A 26462-nucleotide genomic window follows, 5' to 3' on the forward strand; every position below is an offset into this window, starting at 1 on the left:
GTTTATTGCACCGTTATCTCCACATAGAAGGTGGAGCCATTCGGCAAATTGAACGGAATAACAAGAGTGGCGCCCTTGTCTGCGTGACTGATTTTAAAGTCACCAGAAATCACAGTCGGGATGGCCATTTCAAAATTATAACCCAATTGATTCAACGTTGTTTTCGCTGAGCCATAGATCATATTCGTCATCTCACCAACGGCGTCTGAAACCTCGCCATTGATCGACGTGTGTTTTTCTCCAAGCATGTTTTCCAAAATGTGGAAGATGCTGTCCTTCCCATAAGAGATCAAAAGAGTTCCCTTAAGAGGAGGAGCCACCATGCCCACCATACCCGCAATTTCACCTTTCAAAACGAACTGAGGTTCGATGAAGGGTTTGCCGGGAGTGGCGTCGGTTTGTGCCATTGTTTTAAGTGTCTTAACGACTCCATCCACAAACGCATTGATCAGACGTTTGTCGAAAAGAGGATTTAAAGCTTCGACTTTAGGTGCTGCTGACATTGAATTCTCCTAGCGACTTCTTAAGAAGCTTTTGCTTGAGCAGCAGGGTTGTGTTTTGCCCAAACGCGTTCCATCTTGCCTTTGAGTGTTGCTGAATTAAATGGCTTCACCACATAATCAGAGACTCCGGCTTTGGCAGCTTCAAGAATGTGCTTTTGTTCAGACTCGGCAGTCACAAGCATAAAAGGAACAGACTTAAAACGAGGGTCGGCTTTGCACGCTTTTAAAAGATCGATGCCTTGCATTCCTGGCATATTCCAGTCAGAAATTACAAAGCCATAAGGCTGGCCTGCATCATGAGCGGCCTGGATCATGGGCAGGGCCGTTTTGCCGTCATCGGCTTCCTCGACGTTGGTATAACCTAGCTCATTTAGCACTTTTTTAATGATTTTTCGCATAGTTGCGAAGTCATCAACGACCAAAAACTTCGTATTTGTGGGAAACATAATATCTCCTGAAAAGGTGAAAGCCTGTAAAATCCTCATGCTTATCGGTCTAGTTTTTTAAAACTAGAGTCCAAACCTATTGCGAATTCCTAAAATTGTTGTCAGACTTTATTACAGGTGGTCGTGCTACATTTGGACATGAGTCCTAGGTGGCGTAAAAGGTTTAGACAGAGTTTTTAAAACTAAAAACAATTTAGCGGGAGGGAGCAAGGATGCTCAGAGATGTCCTCATTCAAAAAGGTCTTTCAAACAGAGAGGCAGAAGTTGCTGAACTTGTTTCAAAGGGCTTGTCCAACAAGGAAGTTGCGAATCAGCTTTTTGTTACTGAAAAAACAGTAAAATTTCACCTCACAAACATTTATAAAAAAATGAATGTTAAGTCTCGTGCCCAATTGATTGTATGGTGCTTGCCTCATCTTGGCTTTGTTGAGAGTGAAGTACGCGCTGAAAACAACAATCAAAATGCGGCTGCAGCGACTGCATTCAATAACAATGCAACTCAAACGATCCCAGCAGGATCTGCGACTGTTGCAGGTACAACAACTCTTCCTGGTAGCGGATTGAACCGTGGTGGTAATTCCGATATCGGTATGGGTGGCATCTAAGTCTTATACTAGACTTTAAGGATGTTTTAAGAGCGCGGGGGGGCGGACTTCGGTCCATACTACCTGCGCTTTGTTTTTTTGAAATAAGGAGCAAACACCAATGGCAAACTCCAAACCCGTTTCGTCGTCTCAAGTCATCATGACCCAATTAGTTCTTCCTTCTCATACAAATGCCCTGGGTTCCGTGTTCGGAGGAACGATCATGTCATGGATTGATATTGCTGCCGCGATTGCAGCGCAAAGACATTCCAATAAAGATGTTGTGACGGCGAGTATCGATCGTTTGGATTTTGTGGCTCCGGTTTACAAAGGTTGGGTCGTCAACCTTAAAGCCAGTGTGAATTACACTTCAAGAACTTCCATGGAAATCGGCGTGCGAGTGGATGCTGAAGATCCAAAAACGGGAGAGACATTTCATACTGCTTCCGCTTATAGCACTTTCGTCGCTTTGGGAGCGAATGGTAAACCTATCGAAGTTCCCGGTCTTATCCTAGAGACAGAAACGGACCGACGTCGCTTTGAAGAAGCAAAAAAACGTCGCGAAGTTCGTTTGATGAATAAAATGAGATAATTATTTACAGAGCACTTCGATCCAACGAAGGGCTTCTTCTGCGCGAGCGTTGAGTTTTGCGCCTTCCTCTTTGCCGTGACCTGCTTGGCTGCGCACGGAGAGTTCTTTTTTATCGCAGTCTTTTTCGGTAACTTTCTTTAAAGCGGACAATTCAAAGGCCGGCTCCAAAGTGTAATACAACGTCGATACTTCTTGTTCCTGATCGGTTCCCTCATCAGGATTTTTCTTTTCGTATTCTTTCAAAGCACTTTCAAAGGATTTCTTTAAGTCTTTAAGGTAAGAAGCTTTCTTTGAAAACGTTTTTTCTTTCAGTGCTTTTTGATAAGCACTTTCTGATTCTTTATAGAAATCGTCGACCTTTTTTAGATCTGCATAGGAAATCGAAAAAGCGAGAAGGCTCAAGGCAAAAACTACTGCACGCATGTATCGCCTCGCTTGTCTGCATCTGTGATGTTTTCTTTCATCACAGGAAGAAGTTCTTCTGCAAACTTTTCTTCTGTCTGTCTTACATAAGCATTGGCTTTGATGATTTTATTCTTAACTTCGGCTGCGCTCATGTTGTTATTTAGGCGAAGACGATCAATCAAAGCCTTTGCACCTGCAGGGCCGTCAGGGCCATAAGCCGCGAGTGTTAAATAGCTCAAGGTTTCGCTATTGTTGGCAAACTTTGTCGAGCGTCTTTCAACACTCGGTTTGATGATGTTGTCGCGCACGTGAACGTAATAGCCCATAGAATAGATCAGATTTCTGGCAATGCCATCGCCAGGACGAATCCAGTCACAGTAGTTCTTAGGCGAACCAGGAGAGGGTGGAGGCGATTTTAAATCTTCACGAAGAATTTCTTTAAACGGCGTGCACGCGGGATTTGAGCTGTCCATAAGTGACTCAAGAATATGAAAGCCATTGCCCTCTACGAACTTTTTGCCTTTGTAGTAACCGGCAATTTCGTTCACGGGATCGGATGTTAATTGCCCGATACCTTTTCCTCCGGAGTAGGCGAGGTAAAAGTTAAAAGCTGTTTCGTTATTGAACTTCTTAAGAACAATGCGGGGATCAATAGGAACTCTTCCCGTCGACATGCAGCTAATCGCTTGATTGACAGCAAAATGCAAGAAGTCGACCGTCTTCTGATTAAGGCAAGGTGTGCTGGCGCCTGCATTTTCAAACTTCTTTTTGGTATCGCCATCGCAACTATAACCTTGATTGCCGGGCTCACGTTGCAACGAAGCTTCGATGCAGTCTTTTTTTATTTGTTTTACTTTTGTGCCTTGGGCAAGAATGGTTCCCAGGTTGTACAAGTCATTTTTGATTCCTGGAGTGTAGCTGGATGCCTGGCACGTGTTTACGGCAGCCAACGAATTGCGATAGCGAAGAAAGGCCCTAGTTAAAGGATCGCGAGCTGCATCCATGGACTTGTTAATGTCCTGATTTTGTGCGCCCTTTTTTCCGTTTTTATCATTCACGCAAAGATACTGAGCAGAGCTGATCCCCGGAAGAATGAACAAAGTGCTAAAAATAAGAAGCGATAAGAACTGTCTCACCTCGATCTTATCGGTGAGATCATCCAGAGATTAAGGAAGATCTTTAAAAAATCCAAAACTAAAGTCTGGATCACTCTTAGAAAGTGATCCACCAAATTTATGATATGTGAATTTTATTTTACGACGTAATCTTTCCAACGACTGAGCAAGACGGGCGTGAGCTGCGTATAGCAAACAGTTCCTTCCGTAGCCGTTTCTTTACGAAGGATTTGTGCTTCGCGACCCAAATCAAAAATTTTATACTCTTCAGCGCGCGGGAAGTAGAGCTGAACATCTGTCTGCATTTCGCTCACAGTAGCCGCCATGAGTTTTTTTAATTGCTCCATACCTTGTCCGGTCAAAGCACTGACGAAAACTCTTGGATAGTGTTTCACTCTAAATTGACGTTCTAAAGGCGCGACATCGCACTTGTTATACACATGAATGATCTTTTTATCAGACCAGTTGAATTCTTTAATCAAGGCTTCAACGACTTCCACTTGTCTTTCCATATTTGGAGACGACAAATCAATTACATGAAGCAAAACATCTGCCTCTGATGATTCTTCAAGTGTTGCTTTAAAAGCCTCAATCAACTGAGTTGGAAGTTTACGAATAAATCCAACCGTATCTGTCACGACAGCTGGTGGTCCATCGGGTAAAAAAATCTTGCGAGTTGTTGGATCCAAAGTCGCAAAGACTTGGTTCTTGGTCATCACTTGAGCACCCGTGAGGCGATTCAAAATTGAACTCTTTCCAGAGTTGGTATAACCAATCAATGCAAAGGACGGAATCTCATGGCGTTTTCTGGATTGTCTGTGCTGCGCACGGTTCTGACGAACCCCTTCCAGTTTTTTCTTAATTAAAGCGACTCTTTCACGAATACGACGACGGTCATTTTCAAGAGCGGTTTCACCGGGACCTCGGGTTCCGATACCACCACCTTGACGAGAAAGAGATTCCAGCCATGCGCCGACCATGCGAGGCATTTGATCGAGCAACTGTGCAAGTTCTACTTGAAGTTTTCCTTCAAAGGTTTGAGCTCTTTGCGCAAAAATATCAAGGATCAGCTGATTGCGATCAACCACGCGGGCCTTCACGATTTGCGCTAAGTTTCTTTGTTGAACTCCGGAAAGCTGATGGTCCATGACGACGATATTGGCGCCGCTATCGCGGACCATTTCGGCGACTTCCTCGACCTTGCCCGTTCCGATAAGAGTTGCGGGATTCCATTGCGGCAGCACTTGGATCAAAGAACCAACGACTTCGCCTCCGGCTGCGGAGACAAGCTCTTCGAGTTCCAATAAATTTTCTTTGATTTCGCTGAGAGGTTCGGATTTCAATCCGACACCGATGACAATGGCTCTGTCTTGCTGAGTGACGTGGGCTTGATTAGTCAATTCGAACAATCCTCCCTTACAGACCTAAGGTTAGCACGCTTGAGGCGTGGGTCAAAGTTAAATTTTTGTCGAGATCAGTGATATAAGTCCGCCTGCCAAAATCAAGACGGCCGTGGGAATTCGGGCTTTCAAAATAAGAATGAGTGAGACGATAAATAGTGTCACCCCCATCCACGAGACAACGATAGACTCTCCAAAAGTCCAGATGGTTGAAAGTAGCAATCCCAAAGATCCTGCGACGACGCCAGCAAGAATGGCGCGAAACTTCGGTGAAGAATTGAGCTTTGCATAAAGCGGAATGCTTAAAGCAACAAACAAGAATGCCGGTAAGAAGATTCCTAAAGTTGCGACAACGGCTCCCGGAAGTCCATGCATCAGGTAGCCAATAAAACTGGCGGTTGTAAAGACGGGGCCCGGAGTGAATTGACCGACCGAAATCGCATCAAAAAGCTGCGCCTCTGTGAGCCAGGCGCGATTTTGTACAAACTCGGTTTGCAGAAAACTTAAAAGGACGTATCCACTTCCAAATAATAATGAACCGATTTTAAAAAAGACCCAAAACAAAGATCCCAATTCGTTTTTTTGCAATAGAAAGCGGCCAGTAATGAAAAGAGCCATCAAGCCGCACGTCATAAGAATCAAAACTTCAGAAGATCCCCGAGCTTTCAAATAAACGCTGGCAATGAAAACAAATAGAAGCACGACGTTTTGTTTCTGCGCCCAGAAGTCTTTTTGTAGAACTTCAGTGAACTTTTGAATACGCAAAAAACTTTTAAAGAATCTTTCAAAAGCAAAGACGATCACAGCCAAAACCACGGCCTTTGCGCCTAAAAGAAAATCATGGACCGCAGGAAGGCTCGCGTACTGCGTATAAAAATAAGCGACTACAGTAACAATCAAAAAAGCGGGGAGGATAAAACTTATGCCTGCCAGCCAAAATCCCCACCATCCGGCTTGTTGGTAGCCAATGTGAATTGCAAGCTCTGTCGAGTTCGGACCCGGGATAATATTTGTGAGCGCAATAAGATCTAAGAATTTTTCGCGGGAAAGCCATTTACGACGATGAACGAATTCCTCTTCCATCATGGCGATGTGAGCTGCGGGGCCACCGAATGAAGTAGCCCCCAGCTTAAGAAACAACCAGATTAAATTAACCACGAGCTTTCAGAACATCTTTGATGAACTGAGCTTCAAGAGCCGTGAATACAACAGAGTTCACGATGCCATCTACAGTCGTTGTTCTTTGTAGAACGTTGGCTGATCTGCGTACACCCATCAAGAAAGGTCCAATCACCTCCACTTTGCCAATTTGTTGGATCAACTTGTAAGTGATGTTGGAAGATTCCAAGTTCGGGAACACAAGAACGTTGGCGCCGCCTTTAAGTTCTGAGAATGGGAAAAGTCTTTCCATGATCTCAGGATTCACAGCCGTGTCCGCTTGCATGTCACCATCAACGATAAGACCCGGGCGCAATTTTTTAACGATCTCTGCGGCACGTTTCATCTTCGCTGGAGTTTCACCGTCACCGCTGAAGTTTGAATAGCTGAGCATCGCAACACGCGGTTGAATACCGAAGTACTCAACGATCTTCGCCGCTTGCAAAGCAATTTGCGCACATTGTTCTGCTGTCGGGTTGAAGTTCACAGTCGTGTCTGAAAGAACCAAGAACTTGTCTTCAAGTAGAATGAAGTTCAAACCTGCGGGAACGCCATTTTGATAAATACCAATTGTTTGCAGGATTGGGCGAACGGCATCCGCATAATTGATGGAAGAGCCCGTCACCATACCATCGGCGTCACCCATATGAACCATCATCGCCGCAAAGTAATTCGGCTCTGCCATGAGGCGTTCCGCCTCACGCAAGTTCACACCTTTACGTTGGCGTAAAGCATAGAGTTTCTCAACGAATGAATAGTACTTCGGATAGCTTGAAGGATGAATGATAGGAACATCCTTCAACATCGGAATATCCAAGGCATTGATTTTTTCTTTTACGCGTTCCGGATAGCCAAGCAAAATTGGTTGGCAGATTCTTTCTTCAACCAAAGTCGCAAGAGCTTTCAAGATTTTCGTGCTAGTTCCCTCTGGGAAAACAATTCTCGGAAGTTCGCCACCGTTGGCTGCTGCATTTTGATGAACGCGGTTGATCGCTGAACGGATGAAAACTTTTGAAGGTCCTTGAAGAGCTTCCAAAGTGTCGCGGTAAGAATCCCAGTCTTCAATTTTTTTCGTCGCAACACCTGAATCCATCGCCGCTTTCGCAACTGCCGGAGCTACCCACATCAATACGCGTGTATCGAATGGTTTTGGAATCAAATACTCGCGACCAAATTTAAAGCTCTTACCACCGTAAGTCGCAGAAACTTTTTCTGGAACGTCTTCACGAGCGAGTTTTGCCAAAGCGTGAACAGCCGCTAGTTTCATCTCTTCGTTGATTTGTGTTGAACGCGTGTCCAAAGCACCACGGAAGATAGAAGGGAAGCCCAAAACGTTATTCACTTGGTTTGGATAATCTGAACGGCCTGTCGCGATGATGGCATCCGGACGAGCTGCACGCGCTTTATCCGGCGTGATCTCTGGCTCAGGATTTGCCATCGCAAAGATGATTGGATCTTTGGACATGTCTTTAAGCATTTCAGGAGTCAAAGCTCCCGCAACAGAAAGACCGACGAAAACGTCAGCACCTTTTAAAGCCTCAGTCAAAGTGCGCGCTTCCGTTTCAGCCGCGAAGAACTCTTTGTATTTGTTCATACCCGCTGTGCGGCCTTTGTAGATCACACCTTGAGAGTCACACATGATGATGTTTTCACGACGTGCACCCAAAGCGATAAAGATTTTTGCGCAAGAGTTTGCAGAAGCTCCGGCACCGTTTACAACGATGCGCACGTTTTCCATTTTACGATTCGTGATCGCGCAGGCATTAAGCAAAGCTGCGCCAGATACGATTGCAGTTCCGTGTTGGTCATCATGGAAAACCGGAATGTTCATTTCTTTTTTCAAACGCTCTTCGATTTCAAAACACTCTGGCGCTTTGATATCTTCAAGATTGATTCCGCCGAATGTAGGTTCAAGAACGCGAACCGCATTACAGAATGTATCAACGTCATTCGTCGCGACTTCGATATCGAAAACATCAATGCCTGCGAATTGTTTAAAAAGAATTCCTTTTCCTTCCATCACGGGCTTACCCGCAGCTGGACCGATATTGCCAAGACCCAAAACGGCCGTTCCGTTAGAGATCACGGCAACAAGATTTCCTTTGGCCGTGTAGTCGTAAACTTTGGAAGGATCTTTTGCGATGGCCTTACAAGGAGCTGCCACACCTGGAGAGTAAGCAAGAGAAAGGTCTTTCTCAGTCGCGCAAGGCTTCGAAGAAATAACTTCGATTTTTCCTGGTTTGCCTTGTTGGTGGTAAAGCAGAGCTTCTTGATCAAGGTTGCTAATGCCAGTTTTGGTTTCAGTTTTCGTATCCAAGGAGGCTCCTTTGTTGTGCCTTTGCTAGCTGTTAAACGAGGCTCTCGATAAGAGAATTTTATCAACCCATTTCAAGGGGTTAGCGAAAGCCTTGCGACAAGTGCCATTACTCTACAAGAGGGGGCAAGAGAGGGTCAATGTATCGAGACTTTGGCGCAGGGGGTAAGTTCAGAGGAAGTCTCTGAGAAGGCTGCGCTAAAAATGAAAAAGCCTCCGTTAGTGTTTCGGCCCGCAAAGAGCGACACTTTCTCAAGTTTAGAGTTCTGCCTCTATAAAAGGCATTCTTTCTCAAGACAGATAAGGGTTTGAGCTTGCTGAAGACTAAGACGCGCACCGCGTCAGGTCTAGGCTGCTCACATTTCCCACTCTTTATATTTGGTGGAATGACCGAAAAGACATATGATTTTAATGGCTTATACAACTAAGGAGACGCGCATGAAATCACCACGTGATGTGGTTCTTGTTGAAGGTGTTCGCACACCATTTGCAAAAGCGGGAACAAAACTTAAAAAAGTTCATCCTGCGGAACTCGGAAAAACAGCTCTTAAACAACTCATCGCTCAGACAAATTTGGATGTGAACAGTGTTGATGAAGTGATCATCGGTAACACAGGCAATCCTCCTGATGCAGTGAATATTTCGCGCGTTGTTGCTTTGAATGCAGGCATTCCACTTAAAACCTCAGCCTACACTGTGCACAGAAACTGTGCTTCGGCTTTAGAGTCTATCTCTAACGGTTACGAAAAAATTAAATCAGGGACAATGGATGTAGTTCTTGCCGGTGGTACAGAGAGCATGTCACAAATGCCAACTCTTCCTCCAAAAAAGTTCCAAGATATTTACAACAATCTTTTTGCAGCAAAAGGTCCGAAGCAAGCCTTGCCGTTGTTGTGGCAGCTTTTCAAAGCGGACGTGAATCAAATCAAAGCTCTTCTTCAAGGCAATATGAAGGATGATTACTTCCCGCAAATTTCTGTGATGTTGGGACTGACGGATCCTTTTGTTGGAATCAACATGGGACAAACAGCAGAGATCTTGGCGAAAGAGTGGGGCCTTTCTCGCGAGATGCAAGATAAGTTCGCTCTTCGCTCGCATCACTTGGCTGCCAAGGCGATGAAAGAAGGTCGTATGAAGGAAGAGTCCACACCTGTGTACTTGGCTCCTGAATACAAGGAAGTGATCGCGGATGACGTAGGTCCTCGTGACAATCAAACGATGGAAGCTTTGCAAAAACTAAAACCATTCTTTGATAAAGCCACAGGTTCTATCACGGCGGGGAATTCGTGCCCTATCACGGATGGTGCTGCGATGGTGCTTTTGATGTCTCGTGAAAAAGCAGATTCACTTGGTTACAAACCACTTGCTAGAATTCGTTCTTACGCGTTTGCGGGTCTTGAGCCTGAGCGTATGGGACTTGGTCCTGCATATTCAACTCCAGTAGCGCTAAAGCGCGCGGGTCTTTCTTTGAAAGACATGGGCCTTGTTGAGTTGAACGAAGCTTTTGCAGCTCAAGTGATGGCCTGCCAAAGAGCTTTGAACTCGGACAAATTCGCTCAAGAAAAATTGGGCTTGTCTGCAAAAGTGGGCGAGATCAGCGATGACATCTTGAACGTCAACGGTGGAGCGATCGCATTGGGTCACCCCGTAGGCGCAACAGGAACACGCATTGTTCTTACATTGGCAAAAGAAATGAAACGCAGAAATGTTCAATTCGGTCTATCGACACTTTGTATTGGTGGCGGTCAAGGCGGATCGATGATTTTGGAGAACGAAGGTTAATACACCTCTCTAGCACGTTAGCAACTTAGGAGTATTCAGAATGTCTATTCAAGAAAGTATTAAAATTGTTCCTCAAGGTGAGATCGCAGTTGTTGAGTTTGATCTTGTCGGGGAGAAAGTAAATAAATTTTCGACTCCAGTGATGATGAGACTTCAAGAAGTTCTTGGTGAGCTTAAGAAGTCTTCTTATAAAGCTGTGATCTTTAAATCTAACAAACCAAAAATCTTTATTGCTGGTGCCGATATCGAAGAGATCAAAGGCATGACCACGAAAGAGCAGTTCGATGCTGCCGTTAAAGGCGGCCAAGATGTGATGAACATGGTGGAAGATCTTCCAATGCCGACAATCGCTGCTGTGAATGGCGCTTGTATGGGTGGTGGTTGTGAGTTCATCTTGGCTTGTGATTATCGTATTGCTTCTGAAGACAATTCGACAAAGATTGGTCTTCCGGAAATTCAGTTGGGTATCTTGCCAGGTTTTGGCGGAACTCAGCGTATGCCTCGCGTTCTTGGTTTGCAAGCCTCTTTGGATATCATCCTGGCTGGTAAATCAGTAAATGCAAAAAAAGCATTGAAGATCGGTCTTGTTGATAAAATGGTTCACCCGAACTTGCTTGATGAGCAAGCGGTGAAGTGGGCGAAAGAGATTATCGCAGGCGGCGGTAAAAAACGTCGTAAAAAGTTTGAAGCCAAAGGTGCGATGAACAAAGTTCTTGAGAGTGCTTTGGGTCGCGGCATTGTTTTCAAAAAAGCGCGCGAAGGTGTGATGAAGGCGACGAAGGGTCACTATCCCGCTCCTTTGAAAGCTCTTGAAGTCATTCAAAAAACTTACGGCATGTCTGATCGCGATGCGGGAATGCGCATTGAGCGTGAAGGTTTCTGTGAGTTGGGTGTGACGGAGATCTCTAAAAACTTGATCCACGTTTACTATCTGACAGAGATGGTGAAAAAACAAAACGGTGTTCCAGGCGTTGACGTAAAACCAAAAGAAGTCAAAGCCATCGGTATCTTGGGGGCGGGAACAATGGGTGGCGGTATCGCCTATGTTGCTGCTGACAAAGGTATTCAAGTGCGCATGAAAGACTTAAACCAAGAAGCTTTGGGTAAAGGTCTTAAGCATGCCAGCGATCTTTGGATGAAGCTTGTGAAGCGTAAATCCATCGATAAATATCAATTTCAACAAAAGATGGATGCTGTTTCTGTAACAACGGATTACTCCGGTTTTAAAAACTTGGACGTTGTTGTTGAAGCCATCGTTGAAGACATGGGTATCAAACAAAAAGTCATCGGTGAGTGCGCGGGTCAAATGCGCCCAGACGCGATCATCGCAACGAACACAAGTTCATTGTCTGTGACAGAGATGTCTAAAGGGCATCCTCGTCCAGAATACTTTGCGGGAATGCACTTCTTCAATCCAGTGAACAAGATGCCTCTTGTTGAAGTTATTCGCGGCGAAAAGACTTCTGACGAAACTATTTCAACAATCTACGAATTGTCGAAGAAGATGGGCAAAATGCCTGTCGTTGTTAAAGACGGTCCGGGCTTCTTGGTGAATCGTTTGCTCATGCCATACATGGCAGAAGCCGCGTTCTTGATGCAAGAAGGAATGAGTATTGAAGTGGTTGATAAGGCTTACGTGCAAGATTTCGGTATGCCAATGGGACCTTTCGAGCTTATGGACGAAGTCGGTCTTGATGTGTGCTTGAAAGTTCTTAAGATCTTTAAGAAAGCTTTCGGAGACCGCATTGAAGTCGCTCCTTGTATGGAAGCTCTTGAAAAATCAGGAAGACTTGGTCGTAAAAACGGAAAAGGTTTTTATCACTATTCTGAAGACGGCAAGCGCGGTGACGTAGATCAATCTATTTACGCAGCTCTTGGCTTGGGACAACCAACAAATCCATACGATACAAAAGAGTGCATCGAGCGCGGTGTGTTTGCGATGGTGAACGAGGTGTCTTTGGCATTGATCGAAGACCGCATCGTAGAAACTCCAAATGAAGTAGACCTTGCGATGATCATGGGTACGGGATTCCCTCCATTCCGCGGTGGTTTGATGAAGTACACTGACTCCGTTGGTACACAATACGTGGCCGATCAGTTGGCAATGTACGCTTCAAGTCGTAAAGCTTCTCGTTTGAAACCATCAACGCCGTTAACAAACATGGCGAAATCAAACAGCAAGTTTTATAAATAATCAGTTCTAAAATTTAGAATAAGTGAAAGAGCCAACTGAAGAAGTTGGCTCTTTTTTTATGTTGTAATCTTGGGGCTCTCTAGTGTCCAGTCGATGTTCGGACATGAAAGACGCTTTCGAAACTCGCTGTTTGAAATACCATTTTGCGACTGATGACTCCCTTTGCAAGAGGGGAGGTCATGGAGGTTCGTATGAAAGAACAGAAATTAAAACGTGGTATTTTGTGTTTGTATGCGGTGATCTTGGTTCAAGTCGGAATGGGTGTTTATACTTTATGGGCGACTGTAAACGCTTATATTAGCGTAAACAAGATCCTATCTGAAAATCCTGAATTGAATCTGCCATCATTTGGTTATGGAGCAATCAGCGGTTCGATTATCTGTTCGGTGCTGATGATCGTCCTAACTTACTATGTAATTAAGGATCTCAAACAGAAAAAGACATGGGCATGGGTGGGAGCGCTGGTAGTACTTTTATTCTCAGCTCCAAGTTTTGCTCTTCCAGCGTCGATCATCGGTTTGATCAGTTTGCTAGATGAAGAAGTTCGAAATGACTTCATCGCGGATTTGCAGAAAGCAATTTAATATTTCGAAGCCCACGGCAACGTGGGCTTTTTTGTTGCAAGTTAGAAACATTTAAACAAAGCACTGCGGCAGATTTCCTCCAAAAATAACTTTCTCAAGAGTTCTTTTATAATTACTCCAGAGCAGAACTGGAGTTGTTCATGATAAAAAATTGGATCGTTCTTGTCGTTTTATCGCTGACTATGATTTCTTGCGCGTCTCTCACCAAACAAGGTCAAGAGGCTTTGGAAGAGGGGAAGTACGAAAAAGCTCTTTCGTTGTTCGAGCAAGCCTATAAAAACAATTCCAATGACCCTGATGCGAGGGAGGGACTTCGCAAAGCTCGACAGATGTGGCTTGAGCGCAAGCTTATAGATGTGCGCTTGCTTCGTTTAGGAAGAAGCCTATCGCTGTGGTTATCAAGTCAGCGTGATGGCTCCAGAAAAGCTTCGTCAGTTTTATCTTAAAACGTGGCAGATTAAGTACGAGGACTGGCTTGATCTGATCAATGGAAATAAATCTTAAACAAAAAAAAGCCAACCCACTGAGGTTGGCTTTTTCGTTATGTAAGGCCGAGGTCTTATTTCAACTTCAACTGAATTTTACAAATGTCATAAGATTGATTAATCACTGTGTAGTAGCCGCTTTCATTGAAAGTGAGACCCGAGTACAAGCGAATGCGGCGTTGATCTGGGTAAACAATTTCCCCCATGCCGTCGCAAGAACCATCAGTCACTTGAATGCCGACTTCTTTACCTGCTGGAATTTTCAAATACACAGTAATAGCCATGCCGTACATCATCGCTTTATCGCAGCCGTTTTGAAGCTCCTCAAGTGAGCACTCGCCATCATAAGGACCTTTGGGAGCTTGTTTAGTCAGGACATCGACTGCACTGCGTGCTTGAAGGCTTAGCATATTGTCAGGAACGTCAGATTGATTGCCGGCCATTGCCGCTGTTGTTGAACCAAGAACCGCTGCCAACACTACTAAAGACATAATTTGCTTTTTCATAAAAACTCCTTTGAATGATTTTGCTAACATCAGCGTTAGCGTTTCGCAGAGTTAATAAAGCAACCACGGTGCCACGTTTTTCAGACGTAAAAACATCGTAAAATCGACCTGAAAAGACCCTTGCCGAGATCCCGACAGTAGGGTCTGCCGAGTTGTCGGCAGGTGCTGAAAGAGCGGCAGGGAAATTAAAATTTAAAACGGTTGATATTCAAATGCGCCGGGATAGTTTTGCCAAACATTCCACTGACAAGCGTGCGAGCGCCATTAAAACTCAAACCCATTCCATGTCCAGAGCAGCCTGCCATCACATGAATGTTTTCGTTCCGGGGCAAGGCGCCCAACATCATCTGACCATCCGGAGAAAATCCCATAATACCAGACCATTGATGCGCGATCTTGGCTTGAGGTCCATATTTGAAATGACCTTTCACAAAGTCGTATAAGGCTGTTTGAATTAAATCTGTTGTCGCATCCTCATGAGTATTTTCTTGTTCAATGGCGAGATTTCTAAAACCACCAATCAACAAATGTCCTGTCGGAAGCTGTCTAAAATAACAAAGATGCTTCGTCAAATAGCAAGGCCCTTTTACAAACGCAGGTAAAGGTTCTGTAAGAAGAATCTGTCCTCGGCCGGGCTTAATGATCGAATTAAAATTCTCAAGGACCAAGGGAAGATAAGCATTCAAAGTGATAACGACTTGGGCGCTTTCAAAAATTCCTTTTGAAGTGTGAATCACAGGTGTAGATGAAGATTTATCAATCGCTAAAACTTCATGTTCTTCATAAATATCAACATTCAGTTTCGCACGCATTTTTTGCAAAAGCTTAATCGGATGAATGTAGCCGTCACCAGTGTATTGAATACCGCCTTCAAAACCCGTAACCCCGTAGTCTTTTTCCATCTCTTGCGGGCCGACTTCGTAAACATCGATACCGGACTCACGCATGACAGCCGCAATGTTTTTGTATTTCTCCCAATGAGTTTCACTAGGAGCAACAGTGCAAGAACCCGTGTGACGGAAATCCATCTCATCCCAGGCGTCTTCAATGATATGCTTAAGAAGAAGCTCGCGATTCTCTTCAGAAAATTTCCAAATCTCAACGGCTTTAGAAAGACCGAACTGTTCTTTAAGTTTGATAAAATGTTCGGTCGATCCGCAAGTCACAAAGCCCGCATTGCGGCCGCTGGCACCAAAGCCCACGCGGTGTTTTTCAAGAATTGCGATTTTTAATTTCGGATTTTCTTTTTGCAGCCAGTACGCCGTCGAAAGTCCCGCAATCCCACCGCCAACAATGACGACATCATATTTCGAAGTTTTAGCAGTAGGGAGGTTCGAGACTTTTTCTTGGAGCCAATAAGACATGCTCATGAGTTGTCCTTAAAGATACTTGATCATTTCTTCAGCCGTGCAACGACAAGGTTTTCCATCGCGCACACATTCATAGTCGATATCAATCCAATACTCTGGATGAGTCGTCACACTTTGAAAGCCAAATTTAGTAAGATAACGAATCGAAGAATTATTCGGAGACTCTTTCCATGCGTGAGTCACAATGGCTAAAGTTCCTAATTTTTTAAAACATTCAATGGCGGCCTCAGAAAGTTTTGGTCCCCAGCCGCTACCTTGCGCTTCAGGTGCTAAGAACAGACTTTGAAAATAGCCTACTTTTTCAAGAGGCACATTCCACAAATCAGGACGAAGTTTTGAGCCTTTGCCTTTGCTCCAAGCGCCTGGCGGGTAGGCCAAGCGGAAGCCTTGAATGCCTTTATCGTCCACCAAAACAAAAGAGCACATCACGTCGCCCACAAGGGCCTTTCGATAACACTCTTGCAGTTCTTCAAGATTAAAATAATTCAAACCAATCGTACGATCGGTGAATGTTTTCACTTGAGGAAGGTCAGATAATTCTAGAGGACGAATGTGCATAGGCCCATAAACTCACATTCAGAAATTCTGGTCAAGATCATATCGGCATCTCGTCATAACCCGCTCCACGGCCGACTCTTAGGGAAAATTTATGATGAGATTCGTTCCAGATGGCGTGGATATCAATAGGATGGCAGCACACGTCGCAATCCCAAATAAATTCCTGATCAGCTCCATCCTCAAGATGAATGGTGATTCCGAATTTTTCGCGGCAGAAGGGGCATTGAACTTTGTATTCCATAAAGGCCTTCTTTGTTAGACCACCCTTATTTTCATAGAGGCGGCCCACTTTCAAAAGACCTTGTGCCGAAATACAGGTTCTTTTCTAGACGTCTTTACCTAGAGCGTTTGTGAGAACCTTATGAGTAAAAAAGAACAGAACCGCAGGAATCAGACTTAAGCCTGCAAGAAGCAGGAAAAACTCATCTTTGGCGATTCTCTCATAGTAACTTCCGATGTAACCTGCGATATAGTTTCCAAAGAACGTCGCAAGGAACCACACACCCATCATCATCGAAACAATCTTCGCCGGAGAAACCTTCGTCACCAAAGAAAGACCAATCGGAGAGATGTAAAGCTCAGCCAATGTTAGCAAGAACGTAGAGCCCAAAAGCCACATCACATTGCCTTTACCAGCACCCACAGCTTGCGCCGCAAGATACATGATAACTAATGCCACAGCACCAAGAACACAGCCGATCGCCATCTTAGTCACAGTGCCGGGAGCTTTATTGCTACGCGCTCTCCAAGCCCAATAACGATCTAAAAGAGGAGCAAAGAAGACAATCACAAGAGGATTGAAAGACTGATACCACGTCGAAGGAATTTCAAAACCAAAGAAGTTCCAATCGGTACTTTGATCAGACCACAATTGCAAAGTGTTGCCTTGTTGTTCGTAAACACCCCAGAAGAAAATCGTGACCATACACAAGAAGGTCAATGCAATCGTGCGAGCCCATTCTTCTTTCGTCATCGGTTGTTGAGCTTTGGCTTCAACTTCTTTGATCGATTGTTTCTGCTCTGTTTGCGGAAGATGTTTTCCTCCGAAGTGATAAATCACCAAAGACACAAGCATGCCGACGCCCGCCGCACCAAAGCCCCAGTGCCATCCCACTCTTTGTCCCAAAGTTCCGCAGATTAACGGAGACAAGATCGCGCCTAAGTTGATACCCATATAGAAAATCGTATAGGCACCGTCACGGCGAGGATCGTTCTCGGCATAAAGACCACCGACTTGAGTTGAAATATTTGGTTTAAAGAAACCATTACCCAAAATCAGGAACAATAAAGCCGGGAAGAACATGCTTTCTACGGCCATCAAAAAGTGACCGGTCGCCATCAAGACACCGCCCACATAAACGGAACGTCTTTGTCCAATGAAACGGTCGGCAATAATGCCCCCGAAGAACGGCGTAAAATAAACAAAGCCCGTGTAAAGCCCGTAAATCTGAGAAGACAGAGCCTGGTGGGAGAGCTCTCCATAGAAGGACTCTAGAACGCTTTTGATCGTCGCATATCCAAAGACCTCTTTGCCGGCATCGGCCTGCTGGAAAAGGTGCTGGATCATGTAAAGTACGAGAAGAACCCGCATTCCGTAGTAAGAAAATCTTTCCCACATCTCTGTAAAGAACAGGGTGAAAAGAGGGCGCGGATGCCCGAAGAAAGTCTTATTTGCATTGTGAGCCGTTTGAGCCATGATTCTCCTGTAAAGATTATGAACATTTCATTCTTTTTTTCAGAGGCCTTTTGATCTTCGCCACTATTTGGCATAAATGTCACCTGAAAAAGTTTTTTGGGGGTTCGTGAAATGACGTTTAATAAGTACGCCGCTGTCATCAGCACTGTTGTCGCATCCATGATTCTTTCATCCTGCACGATCAAAAAAGAACAGGTCGTCGCCAAGCAAGCACCTGCCGATATGCGTGAATCCTTTTCCCCGCAGAGTGTAGATTCCACCTCTTCTGCCTGTGATAAAGCTTCTTGCATCACAATTCAAAAAGCCGCTTTAGGAAAGATCTTCCTTCTAATTGCCTCTGGAAAAACCGCAGGCTCAACACCTCAATGGTACGATCTAAAACCTCTGGTTGTGAGCTTTGAGAAATCAGGTTCGAAGGTCGCTCTTCTTGCTGAAAATTATAACAGCATCTACGAGGAGATCCGCACGGTGAACCTCATTCAAACATTCGATGTGGTTTCTGAAGACGATAAATCCATTACATTCGACTGGGGACAAGGCCTAAAAACATTTGTCCTTCAAAGTTCTTATGACGTCGATGCGCCACGCGGAAAAAATAACGACCTGACAGAGAGTTCTTTCCAATCACTTCCCGTCATTGATTCTTTTGTTCGTAATATCAAATTCGACGAAAAGAATATCGAGCTAGAGCAGATCTCTAAAGTTCGTACTGATGCTGTGAAGGCGGGCGCAAATAAGAGCATGAGTTTGGAAACACGCGAAGAAACTTTGGCGATGAACATCCAAATCCGCGCTTACAATCTTTCTCCAGAATTTAAAAAGAAAGAGTACGATCCATCCCGCCGCGTAGGTTTCTTCGTTACAAAAGTTTCTAAAAAAGGCTATAGCCAAGACATCGTGAATCTTATTACGAAGTGGGATCTTTCTCCGTCTAAAGGACCTATCGTCGTGCGCGTATCATCAGCGGTTCCTCAGGAGTACGTGGGTGCTGTGACTGAAGCTGCTCTTTATTGGAATAAAGTTTTTGGTCGCGATATCGTGACTGTGAAAACGGGCGTTGATCCGCAAGCGGGTCCTGAAGATCGCAGCATCTTCGTTCGTTGGATTCCTTGGTTGGATTCTGGTGCCGCTTACGCTATTGGACAGTCAGACCCTCTCACAGGTGAGGTTTTGCGTGCGCAAGTCTTTATGCCTTCTGTGTTCACACGCGTGGGTTCTGCGGATCTCGTGAATCTGAATGGCAACACACCAGTTGCCGCTGGTGCGATTGCTTGTGATCTGACGGAAAGCTTCAATGCGATCAATCAAATCGCTCGTGAAGCCAGTGACTCTCAAAGACTGCGTCTGGCGCAAGACAGTGTTCGTGCAACTGTAGCCCACGAATTAGGTCACGCTTTGGGGCTTCGTCATAACTTCGCGGGATCGTTCTCTGCGAAAGTTTCAACTAAAGAAATCTATGAGTCTGCGAAAACTTATTTAAAAGACCTCAACCATCAAGGTCTTGAGACTTCAACAAGTATCATGGACTACGTCAGTGGTATTGATGATGTTTTGATGGCGGGAAGAATCAAATACGCCGCTTTGTCTTACGATAAAATGGCGATGGACTGGGCATATTCAGACAACGACAGCGCTTTAAACGAAAAAACATCTTTGTATTGCACAGATGACGATATTTCTTTAGCGAACAGTCAGTCTTTGCAAATCTATGGTTGTGAGCGCTTTGATGCCGGCAACAATCCTCTTTTAAGAAAATACCTTGATGCAAAAGGTGAAAAAGAAAATCTAACGAAAGTTCTTTTTGCTTCGATCATTGGTCGTTTGTATCCATCTGATCAGCCCACCGTTGTTGCTAATCTTGATACGGTTTTGCAAGACACGACGAAATGGGGACGCGCGAACTTAGATGCGCTGAAGTTTGTAAGCCAAGTGGTGATGGATATTTCTAAGAACAACACAGCGGCCCCTGTGTTTGCGTCTCTTGAAAATGTGAAGTCAGGTCAAGTGCTTTACTCTAAAATGGGTATGGATGAAGCGCTGACGAAAGAGCGCGCGCGTTCTTTGGCTGAAGCAGGCGGTTATGCTTCGATGATCAACGGTCTTTGGAGAAACGCTGACGGCACGATTTCGACAAATTGGCTTGCTCAACAAATTGAAGAGCTTAAAAACAGTCCTTATCTTGCAAAAGGTAAAACTTTAGGCGGTCGTGAATACGAACTCAGTCCTGAACAGCAAGAAAAGGTCATTAAGTTCTATCAAAGCCTTCTTACAACAAATCGCAAAGTCTTAGCGGCGGGCGTGGCGGAGCTTCTGCCAAAACTTGATGAGATGGAGCAAGACTCTAATGGCTTAACAGCTTCTATCACAGCGTTGCTACCTCGCGGTTTGTTAACTGAAGATGGTTCAGCAGCCCTGGCAAATCTCTATCTTGATCTTGTGGCCGCCAACGAAGGTGAGCAAGTTGTTAAAGTGGGTGCGGGTCTTACGAAAGAAGTAAAAGTCGTAAAATCCTTCCTGACGGCTGAAGAAAAAGCGAAGTGGGCCAAGCTGCTTTCTTCTAAAGGATTGCGCTTTGATATGGATATGAAGAAGGCTCTTGTGCGCAAATCTCAATATGACAAGGTCAATGCATTCTTAAAAGAGATCGATGCGACTTTGGATTTAAGCACAGTGAAAAAGCCTGCGGATCTTGCTTCTCAATTGCTTCAACAAGGTCTTATTGATTCTGCGGCTTCAAGCTGGTTGAGCAACGAGGTGAATACTCTGATGGCTCTAGAGAAAGTGATGTAAAGCTTTTAAACAGCTGATTCCCTAAAAGGTCCTTATTGCAAAACCCGTCTCGCACTGAGACGGGTTCTTTTTTGTGTTCCGTTTATTTTGGTTTTGGCGTGCCAACCTCTGGTCCACCTCTTGCCTATACAGTGGGTATGGAGGCATTTATGAAAACATCTTTCTTTAACAAATCAATGATGGGAGTCTTGGTTGCATTGGCTCTATCCTTGTCGGCTTGTGGCAAGAAAGATAGCAGTGCAGTGAGAGTTGCAGGTCGCGGGACTCCAACAGGAGTTTCACAAAGCGGTGGAACGACTCCAAACACGTGCGGTAATGCCAACATGACTTGGGGTAAGATCTACGATCCTTACGCTTCCTCAGCTTTTGAATCACAAGTGAAGGGTTTTGTCTCTGCGACGTTAGATCCACAAAGCTTGGGTACAATCAGCGGTAATATTAATGACAAAACAGGTATCGACTTTAGCGGTTCATTTCAATTCGACACTGCTGGTAAGTTGATTCCGGCTTCTTCAACAGTTGTGATTAAGATTTTCGACTCTTTTGTGGGGCAAGTTTACAACGGACAAACAATCGTTCCTTATGTTGTTGAGTTTAAACAAGCCAGCGAAGGCATGATTGATCGCAATACGCGTCAAATCCAAGTTAGGTTTAAAGACAGCTACGGCGAGATCATCTTCCAAGGTCAATATGACAACACGACAGTCCAAGGCACTGTTCAATATCAGAACTACACGGCAGTAAACGGTTACCAACCAGCAGCCGGCACTCTTGGCAGCTTCAGAGCTTACACTTGCGCTCTTATTAAATAAGCGGCGCGTCTTGATTCACCCCCTATCCAGTTCAAAGATAGGGGAATGCCTCAACGTTTCATCTTTGACTCTTCTATTTTAAATTCTGTTGTTGGGGGGCATTCGGCCATCGAAATCCCCAAACTCAACATTCATACGCTAGAGGCGGCCAGTTCCTTTCTTCTCAGTTATGGATTTGATGTCACTCGTGAGAGTGATTTAGAGAAGCTCTGGTACTATCATCGTCGCGCTTTGGTGTTGATGCTAGAAAAGCTGGGCTTTCAAGATTCAGAGCTTCCTGAAGTCTTTAGAGACCGCAAGGGACTTTCTGATATCCGCCAGCTTTTGATCTATGCAAGCTCACAGAACCCTGATGAGAAGGAATTGCAGCGCTGGGCGTGTGCTATTCTTCGTTGTATGCACGTTTTTGTTCATGCAGAGAACGATCTTTTTAGTTCCTTCTCGGAAGAGATTCAGTCGCAGATTCTGACTCCATTTCAAGATTGCATTCGTCATGACGGGACGACTCATCGTACGTTCTTGCAAAGTTCTCACATGGAAAACATGGAGCCGATTGAGCTTTTAGGTTTTGAAGTAAAACCTTTTAAAACCTCTTCAAGCACGGTGATTAAGCTTTTGGCAAAACCCGATGCCTTGGCGATGAAGATTTTTGATAAGCTGGGTGTTCGTTTTATCACACGCAACCTTTTTGATACTTTCCAAGTTGTGCGCTTCCTGATTCGTGAAAACGTAATCAGTTTTCCGCACATCATGCCGGATCAAAGCTCTAACAACTTGTATCCCGTAAGCTTGTTCATGGAAGTGTGTGATGATCTGGCTCATCGCCTCGATACTTTGGATGAAAAGAGCATTCAAAAAGCGTTTGATCAAAAACTTGCAGAGCAAGGCGAGAACGTAAAGTTCTTAAGAAAAGAAAATTTCTTTTCTGGCGAAGACTATCGTTTTATTAAATTTATCTCGCGTAAATTGATTCACATCAAGCCGACGGCGGGAAAAGAAGAATTTAGTTTCTTTTATCCTTTCGAAGTGCAAATCATGGATCAAGCCGCACATCAAAAAATTTTGTCGGGGCCTTCGGAACATCAGGCTTACAAGGAAAGACAAAGATTGGCGGCGCGTAAGCGTCTGTTCCCTGAATAGAGTTATTATATGTTTTGGAAGTTGCTTTCGTATCCTCGTTCTTTATTGGCGCTCATCTGGTTTCCTATTCACACAATGCTTTGTGCGACGGCTTTGATTATTGTGAATCTCACAATGAACAACCGTCCTTTGGAAGATCACATTGTTGAGTTCTGGACTCGCAATGCCTGTCGGATGTTTGGTGTGAAGGTCGTCGTAAAAGGTCTAGAGAATCGTCCTTCTGGAGGATTCTTATACGTGTTTAATCACACAAGCTTCTTTGATATTTTTGCGATGAATGGATACTTGGGAAGTTTCCGATTTGGTGCAAAGATTGAACTTTTCAAAATTCCTGTATTTGGACCAGCCATGCGTCGTGCGGGAATTTTGCCAATTGCCCGTGAACGTCGCGAAGAGGTCTTTAAAGTTTATCAGGCGGCAGAAGCGCGTATCAAAGCCGGGGAGCGGTTTGCATTAGCCCCCGAGGGAACTCGTCAAAACAGCGAGCGTTTAGGAAACTTTAAATCGGGTCCTTTTATTTTTGCTATCAATGCGAAAGCGCCCATCGTCCCTGTGATTGTCAAAGGAGCGGCTGCGATTTTACCAAAAGGGCACACAGTTCCCAACTGGGGTGTGTGGAGTCGAACGGTTACGTTGCAGGTCTTGCCGCCCATTGATCCTACCGAGTATACTATTGAACAAAGACCTCAGTTGCAGGAACGTGTTCGTAAAGTGATGGAGCCCTACTTTCAAGAGGACAGTACTCAGTAGTTTTTTAAGGAGTGCTTATGACGACATTTAAAGAGTTTTGGCCTTTTTATTTGCAAGAGCACTCCCACCCCATCAATCGTCGATTGCATTTTGTCGGCACTCTTTGTGTTCATCTCGTTTTGCTTTATGCACTCTTAACTCAAGAATGGATGGCGCTTTGGCTTTTGCCAGTGATTGGTTACGGCTTTGCTTGGGTGGGGCACTTCGGTGTCGAAAAAAACAGACCCGCGACATTTAAACATCCTTGGTGGTCCCTTATGGGGGATTTCAAAATGTTTTATTCGATGTGCGCGGGTAAGCTCTGGAAGTAATTAAAAATCCGTTCCTTCGGCAACAGCTTTCTTCGTGAGAAGGCTCAGCCTATTTTTTTGAATCCAATCTGCATAAAATTGAACGTTGATGTAAAGACCGCGATCAATGCACAGATTGCGTTCTTCTGCAGGAACTTCAGGATTAAAAAATGTTCTTGAGGCAATGCCGACAACATATGTTTTGTTATCAATTGAAGCTATCGCCGGACCACCGGAGTCACCTTGGCAAAATCCTTTTCCTTGGTTTTGTGTCACGATAAAAGAAGTTGAAGTGGTCACGTAATTTTGAACATCGAGAGTCGCCGTACGCAGAACGCCGAGGTGACCAGGGAACGCAGGACGTCCATCCGAACGACCGTAGCCTGCCGCGATGACTTGAGTCAGATGTAAATCGGCATCTTTTTCTGGGAGATTCATAATCTCAATATCTTTTGGAAGTTCTTGCTCTAAAAGAATCAACGCCACGTCTGCGTTCTTATTGCCAGTGATATAATCCGGGTGAACCACCACATCGGTTCCGCGAATGGAAATACTTTCTCCTTGGTTGTTCTTAAGAAGAATCATATGCGATGGCGGAGAGTTTGAAATAATACAGTGAGCGGCGGTGAGGATCACCGACGGAGCAATAGCGCTCGCTGTACATTGCGAAGAAATCGGCTTTTGCTCGACTCCATCGACGGGAGATCTTTGATAACGGATTTTAAAATTCAAAGCTTGGCGAGTGATGATATTATCTTCTGGAACATCTTCGCCTCCGACAATTCCGTTGCTTTCCTCATGTTCTATTGTGCTTTGGGAAGAGGCCACTTTGTCCTGGCATCCCAACATCGCAAGAATTAGAAAGCAAAAAAGCACTCTCATGTCATTTCTCCTGTCACTGAGCCCAAAAATGGGACCGCATTACTATTCAATAACAATATATCCGTGTTGATCGCACACTCCGGAAAACATTGCTGGAATAATGCCAGTGATGTTCGTCGATAATTTTCGAACGAGGACAATAAGTGGTCTTTTTTCAAGGGTTTGACAGCCTTCATGCTCTGAGCGTGCGTTTAAGGCTTTGATAGCGTTGGCGAGATTCTTGGAAGGAAAGATTTAAGGTCTAACTTCAAAAAAGAAAGAGTGTTCCTATGAAACACCTAAAAAGAATCACGGCGTCCGTTTTACTGCTATCGACTTCTACTGTGTGGGCACAAGAGAAGCTGGATACTCAGATGCGCGATCTTGAAAGAGTTTTTTCTGAAAACGATCAAAAGTACGAGCAAAAATATGGGCAAGAGCAAAAAGAGGGAACCCGTCATTTTGATTCTTATTTCTACTACGAAACCGAACCTGAAGGAGAGTACGTTGATGTGACGGCCTTTAGTATCAACGATACCTTTAAAGGCCGCCTTATAGAATACAACAGAGTGGTGGATCTTTATAAAGCTGCCTTTGGGCTGGATAACCAAACTTTTTCTAAAGCGAGATCTTACAATGAAAGTTTAAGTCTGCTTTCTCAACAGGCTTCGTCGTTGACTCAAGATCAAAAACTTTTGTTCTTATCTTTGTCGGGATCTCGTTTGTCTGGATTTTACTCGCAAAGTGAATCTAATAAAAATACCTCTGAAGAGCTTTTTCAAAATTCTTTGTCTTCCGGAAATGAAGGCGGCATTTGCGGTGATATTCACAAGTACCTCGCAGGACAGGCCAAAGCTTTGGGATTTACGGATGTCGGGCTTCATACGGGGATATGGCAAAAAGATAAGAAGGGCCAGGATTCCGGCGGACATTTTATCTATCACTTTAGAGATCCAAAAACCGGTGAATACTATATTCAAAACTATTCGCAAGTGATTAACACCGGACAAAAGAGCCAGCAGAGTATGCTCGAAGTCAGCAATCGTGTTTTAGGTCCTTTGGTGGGAACCGTTTATACTGAAGGAAATCGTGGTGATTTTCATGCGTACATTCCACAGACGTCTCTGTGGATTCAAGAAGGCCTTAAAGAACTTGCGTATGCGGGAAAAGAGGATTCGATTTTACAAATGCGCATTGGCAATCAAAGCAACTCCGTGGGTATGCAAGTCGTAAAGCAAGACGCCAGTGGTTCTTACTTACGGGCTTTTATGCTTCATCAAAAATATTCTTCAGAAGAAGGCGTGTATCAGTTTTCAGGAGCCGGGCTTGCCAGTGGAGCTAGTGTCAGTATCTATACGGACACTCTGGTTGATGAATTCGGCCTTTCTGCTCGCGGCTATGTGGCAGCAGGACAAGTGGGCGCTCCCACAATCAACAATGAGATGGAGTGGGAACAAAAACAAAGAAATGTCTTTTTAAGCAATATGCAAGTCCGAGGTACTGCCAGAGTGAATCGCACGACAGGACGAGTGGAGTTAGAAACATCGAGCATTGATCGCAATCTTAAGAGTCCAAAAGACATGAGTGCTCCTGATATGAGCGTTAAAGTAGGTTCCAGTTACTCATCTGGAAGTGTGACAGTTGATCATGAACGCACGTACCGCCGCGTGAAGGATGGACACTACTCATCGACTTCAAAATGGGTGACCGAGTCCGACAAGATTTCTTTGATTTTCGATAAACAGATCGGAAAAGTTTATTTGCTCGTGCGCGGTGAATTGTATTTATTTGAAGGCGTTGAAACTATGGCCGCACAAGCCGTAAAGAATGCCGTGGAAGCGTCTTATCCTGCAGGAAGTCTTGGCGAAGTTTATATCGCTATGGATGTTGCTAAAGTTGTAGGAAATAAATCGGGCGATCCATTCTATGATATCCCGGCATCTTCGGAATTTAAGGTGGGATTAAAAAGGGATTTCGCAAAATTTGTTCAAGCGGGAGCTGAAGTCTCTTATCGCAAAGGGCGAAGAGTTTATCCGTTATACAAGGAGGAAATCTCTCCGGGCCTCGAAAGCGACAACGCAAAAGGCTTCGGCGGTCTGATTTGGATGAGTTTAAAATGGTGAGTTG

The 26462-nt window shown here is 44.6% G+C and carries 25 protein-coding genes; 12 read left to right on the forward strand and 13 right to left on the reverse strand.

What is annotated here, in order from left to right:
* Positions 1-2 precede the first annotated feature (2 nt).
* Complete coding sequence (locus ACLSSO_RS08475; RefSeq protein WP_413944679.1) at positions 3-503, reverse strand: chemotaxis protein CheX; 501 nt, start codon at positions 501-503, stop codon at positions 3-5.
* Between the two features lie 20 nt (positions 504-523).
* Complete coding sequence (locus ACLSSO_RS08480) at positions 524-949, reverse strand: response regulator (RefSeq protein ID WP_295902628.1); 426 nt, start codon at positions 947-949, stop codon at positions 524-526.
* 212 nt (positions 950-1161) lie between these two features.
* On the opposite strand from ACLSSO_RS08480, the gene ACLSSO_RS08485 reads away from it, so the two are divergent.
* Entirely contained in the window at positions 1162-1554 is a 393-nt protein-coding gene (locus tag ACLSSO_RS08485) for a helix-turn-helix domain-containing protein (protein WP_295902631.1), read from the forward strand.
* Positions 1555-1654: 100 nt separating this feature from the next.
* On the forward strand, positions 1655-2125 hold the full coding sequence (locus ACLSSO_RS08490) for an acyl-CoA thioesterase (protein WP_413944680.1): 471 nt from the start codon (positions 1655-1657) through the stop codon (positions 2123-2125).
* On the opposite strand, the gene ACLSSO_RS08495 is transcribed toward ACLSSO_RS08490, so the two are convergent.
* From ACLSSO_RS08495 to ACLSSO_RS08515, 5 genes are all read right to left on the reverse strand, one after another.
* On the reverse strand, positions 2126-2548 hold the full coding sequence (locus ACLSSO_RS08495) for a hypothetical protein (RefSeq protein WP_413944681.1): 423 nt from the start codon (positions 2546-2548) through the stop codon (positions 2126-2128).
* Positions 2536-3666, reverse strand: coding sequence for a hypothetical protein (locus ACLSSO_RS08500; protein ID WP_295902638.1), 1131 nt, complete (start codon positions 3664-3666; stop codon positions 2536-2538). Before ACLSSO_RS08500 ends, ACLSSO_RS08495 begins: the two co-directional genes overlap by 13 nt.
* Positions 3667-3779: 113 nt before the next feature.
* Entirely contained in the window at positions 3780-5054 is a 1275-nt protein-coding gene (hflX, locus tag ACLSSO_RS08505; RefSeq protein ID WP_295902640.1) for a GTPase HflX, read from the reverse strand.
* Between the two features lie 48 nt (positions 5055-5102).
* Complete coding sequence (chrA, locus tag ACLSSO_RS08510) at positions 5103-6203, reverse strand: chromate efflux transporter (protein WP_295902643.1); 1101 nt, start codon at positions 6201-6203, stop codon at positions 5103-5105.
* The gene (locus ACLSSO_RS08515; protein WP_413944682.1) at positions 6196-8520 is read right to left on the reverse strand and encodes an NADP-dependent malic enzyme; all 2325 of its coding nucleotides are present in this window, start codon (positions 8518-8520) and stop codon (positions 6196-6198) included. Before ACLSSO_RS08515 ends, chrA begins: the two co-directional genes overlap by 8 nt.
* 435 nt (positions 8521-8955) lie before the next feature.
* Between ACLSSO_RS08515 and ACLSSO_RS08520 the strand changes: the two genes are divergently transcribed.
* The 4 genes from ACLSSO_RS08520 to ACLSSO_RS08535 all read left to right on the forward strand — a co-directional run bounded on the left by ACLSSO_RS08520 (position 8956) and on the right by ACLSSO_RS08535 (position 13523).
* Entirely contained in the window at positions 8956-10299 is a 1344-nt protein-coding gene (locus ACLSSO_RS08520) for a thiolase family protein (RefSeq protein WP_295902647.1), read from the forward strand.
* Positions 10300-10339: 40 nt separating this feature from the next.
* Positions 10340-12493, forward strand: a complete 2154-nt coding sequence (locus ACLSSO_RS08525) for a 3-hydroxyacyl-CoA dehydrogenase NAD-binding domain-containing protein (protein ID WP_413944683.1) — start codon at positions 10340-10342, stop codon at positions 12491-12493.
* Between the two features lie 191 nt (positions 12494-12684).
* Positions 12685-13077 (forward strand): hypothetical protein, encoded by a 393-nt coding sequence (locus ACLSSO_RS08530; RefSeq protein WP_295902652.1) that lies wholly within the window; start codon positions 12685-12687, stop codon positions 13075-13077.
* 140 nt (positions 13078-13217) lie between these two features.
* Complete coding sequence (locus ACLSSO_RS08535) at positions 13218-13523, forward strand: hypothetical protein (RefSeq protein WP_413944684.1); 306 nt, start codon at positions 13218-13220, stop codon at positions 13521-13523.
* A gap of 113 nt (positions 13524-13636) precedes the next feature.
* Here ACLSSO_RS08535 and ACLSSO_RS08540 read toward each other — a convergent pair whose 3' ends face one another.
* The 5 genes from ACLSSO_RS08540 to ACLSSO_RS08560 form a co-directional block, all read right to left on the reverse strand.
* Positions 13637-14068 carry a hypothetical protein gene (locus tag ACLSSO_RS08540; protein WP_413944685.1) on the reverse strand — a complete coding sequence of 144 codons (432 nt, stop codon included), beginning with the start codon at positions 14066-14068 and terminating at the stop codon, positions 13637-13639.
* A gap of 185 nt (positions 14069-14253) precedes the next feature.
* Positions 14254-15432, reverse strand: coding sequence for an NAD(P)/FAD-dependent oxidoreductase (locus ACLSSO_RS08545; protein WP_413944686.1), 1179 nt, complete (start codon positions 15430-15432; stop codon positions 14254-14256).
* Between the two features lie 15 nt (positions 15433-15447).
* A complete protein-coding gene (locus tag ACLSSO_RS08550) occupies positions 15448-15996 on the reverse strand; it encodes a GNAT family N-acetyltransferase (RefSeq protein WP_295902665.1) in 549 nt (182 codons plus the stop codon).
* A gap of 37 nt (positions 15997-16033) precedes the next feature.
* On the reverse strand, positions 16034-16237 hold the full coding sequence (locus ACLSSO_RS08555) for a CPXCG motif-containing cysteine-rich protein (RefSeq protein WP_295902668.1): 204 nt from the start codon (positions 16235-16237) through the stop codon (positions 16034-16036).
* An 84-nt stretch (positions 16238-16321) separates the two neighbouring features.
* Positions 16322-17692, reverse strand: a complete 1371-nt coding sequence (locus ACLSSO_RS08560; RefSeq protein ID WP_413944687.1) for a peptide MFS transporter — start codon at positions 17690-17692, stop codon at positions 16322-16324.
* Positions 17693-17803: 111 nt separating this feature from the next.
* Between ACLSSO_RS08560 and ACLSSO_RS08565 the strand changes: the two genes are divergently transcribed.
* The 5 genes from ACLSSO_RS08565 to ACLSSO_RS08585 all read left to right on the forward strand — a co-directional run bounded on the left by ACLSSO_RS08565 (position 17804) and on the right by ACLSSO_RS08585 (position 23495).
* Complete coding sequence (locus ACLSSO_RS08565; RefSeq protein ID WP_413944688.1) at positions 17804-20482, forward strand: zinc-dependent metalloprotease; 2679 nt, start codon at positions 17804-17806, stop codon at positions 20480-20482.
* Positions 20483-20631: 149 nt separating this feature from the next.
* Positions 20632-21294: a hypothetical protein gene (locus ACLSSO_RS08570; RefSeq protein ID WP_295904144.1), complete on the forward strand. Its 663-nt coding sequence runs from the start codon at positions 20632-20634 to the stop codon at positions 21292-21294.
* Positions 21295-21339: 45 nt separating this feature from the next.
* Complete coding sequence (locus ACLSSO_RS08575; protein ID WP_295904147.1) at positions 21340-22434, forward strand: TIGR04552 family protein; 1095 nt, start codon at positions 21340-21342, stop codon at positions 22432-22434.
* A gap of 9 nt (positions 22435-22443) precedes the next feature.
* Positions 22444-23184 (forward strand): lysophospholipid acyltransferase family protein, encoded by a 741-nt coding sequence (locus ACLSSO_RS08580; RefSeq protein WP_413944689.1) that lies wholly within the window; start codon positions 22444-22446, stop codon positions 23182-23184.
* Between the two features lie 17 nt (positions 23185-23201).
* Complete coding sequence (locus ACLSSO_RS08585) at positions 23202-23495, forward strand: Mpo1-like protein (protein WP_413944690.1); 294 nt, start codon at positions 23202-23204, stop codon at positions 23493-23495.
* Here ACLSSO_RS08585 and ACLSSO_RS08590 read toward each other — a convergent pair whose 3' ends face one another.
* Positions 23496-24356 (reverse strand): S1 family peptidase, encoded by an 861-nt coding sequence (locus ACLSSO_RS08590; RefSeq protein ID WP_413944691.1) that lies wholly within the window; start codon positions 24354-24356, stop codon positions 23496-23498.
* A gap of 269 nt (positions 24357-24625) precedes the next feature.
* Here ACLSSO_RS08590 and ACLSSO_RS08595 point away from each other — a divergent pair, with 269 nt between their 5' ends.
* A complete protein-coding gene (locus tag ACLSSO_RS08595; protein ID WP_413944692.1) occupies positions 24626-26458 on the forward strand; it encodes a hypothetical protein in 1833 nt (610 codons plus the stop codon).
* The last annotated feature ends 4 nt before the right edge of the window (positions 26459-26462 follow it).

Source organism: Bdellovibrio sp. HCB-162 (genome assembly GCF_047344985.1).
Classification (GTDB): domain Bacteria; phylum Bdellovibrionota; class Bdellovibrionia; order Bdellovibrionales; family Bdellovibrionaceae; genus Bdellovibrio.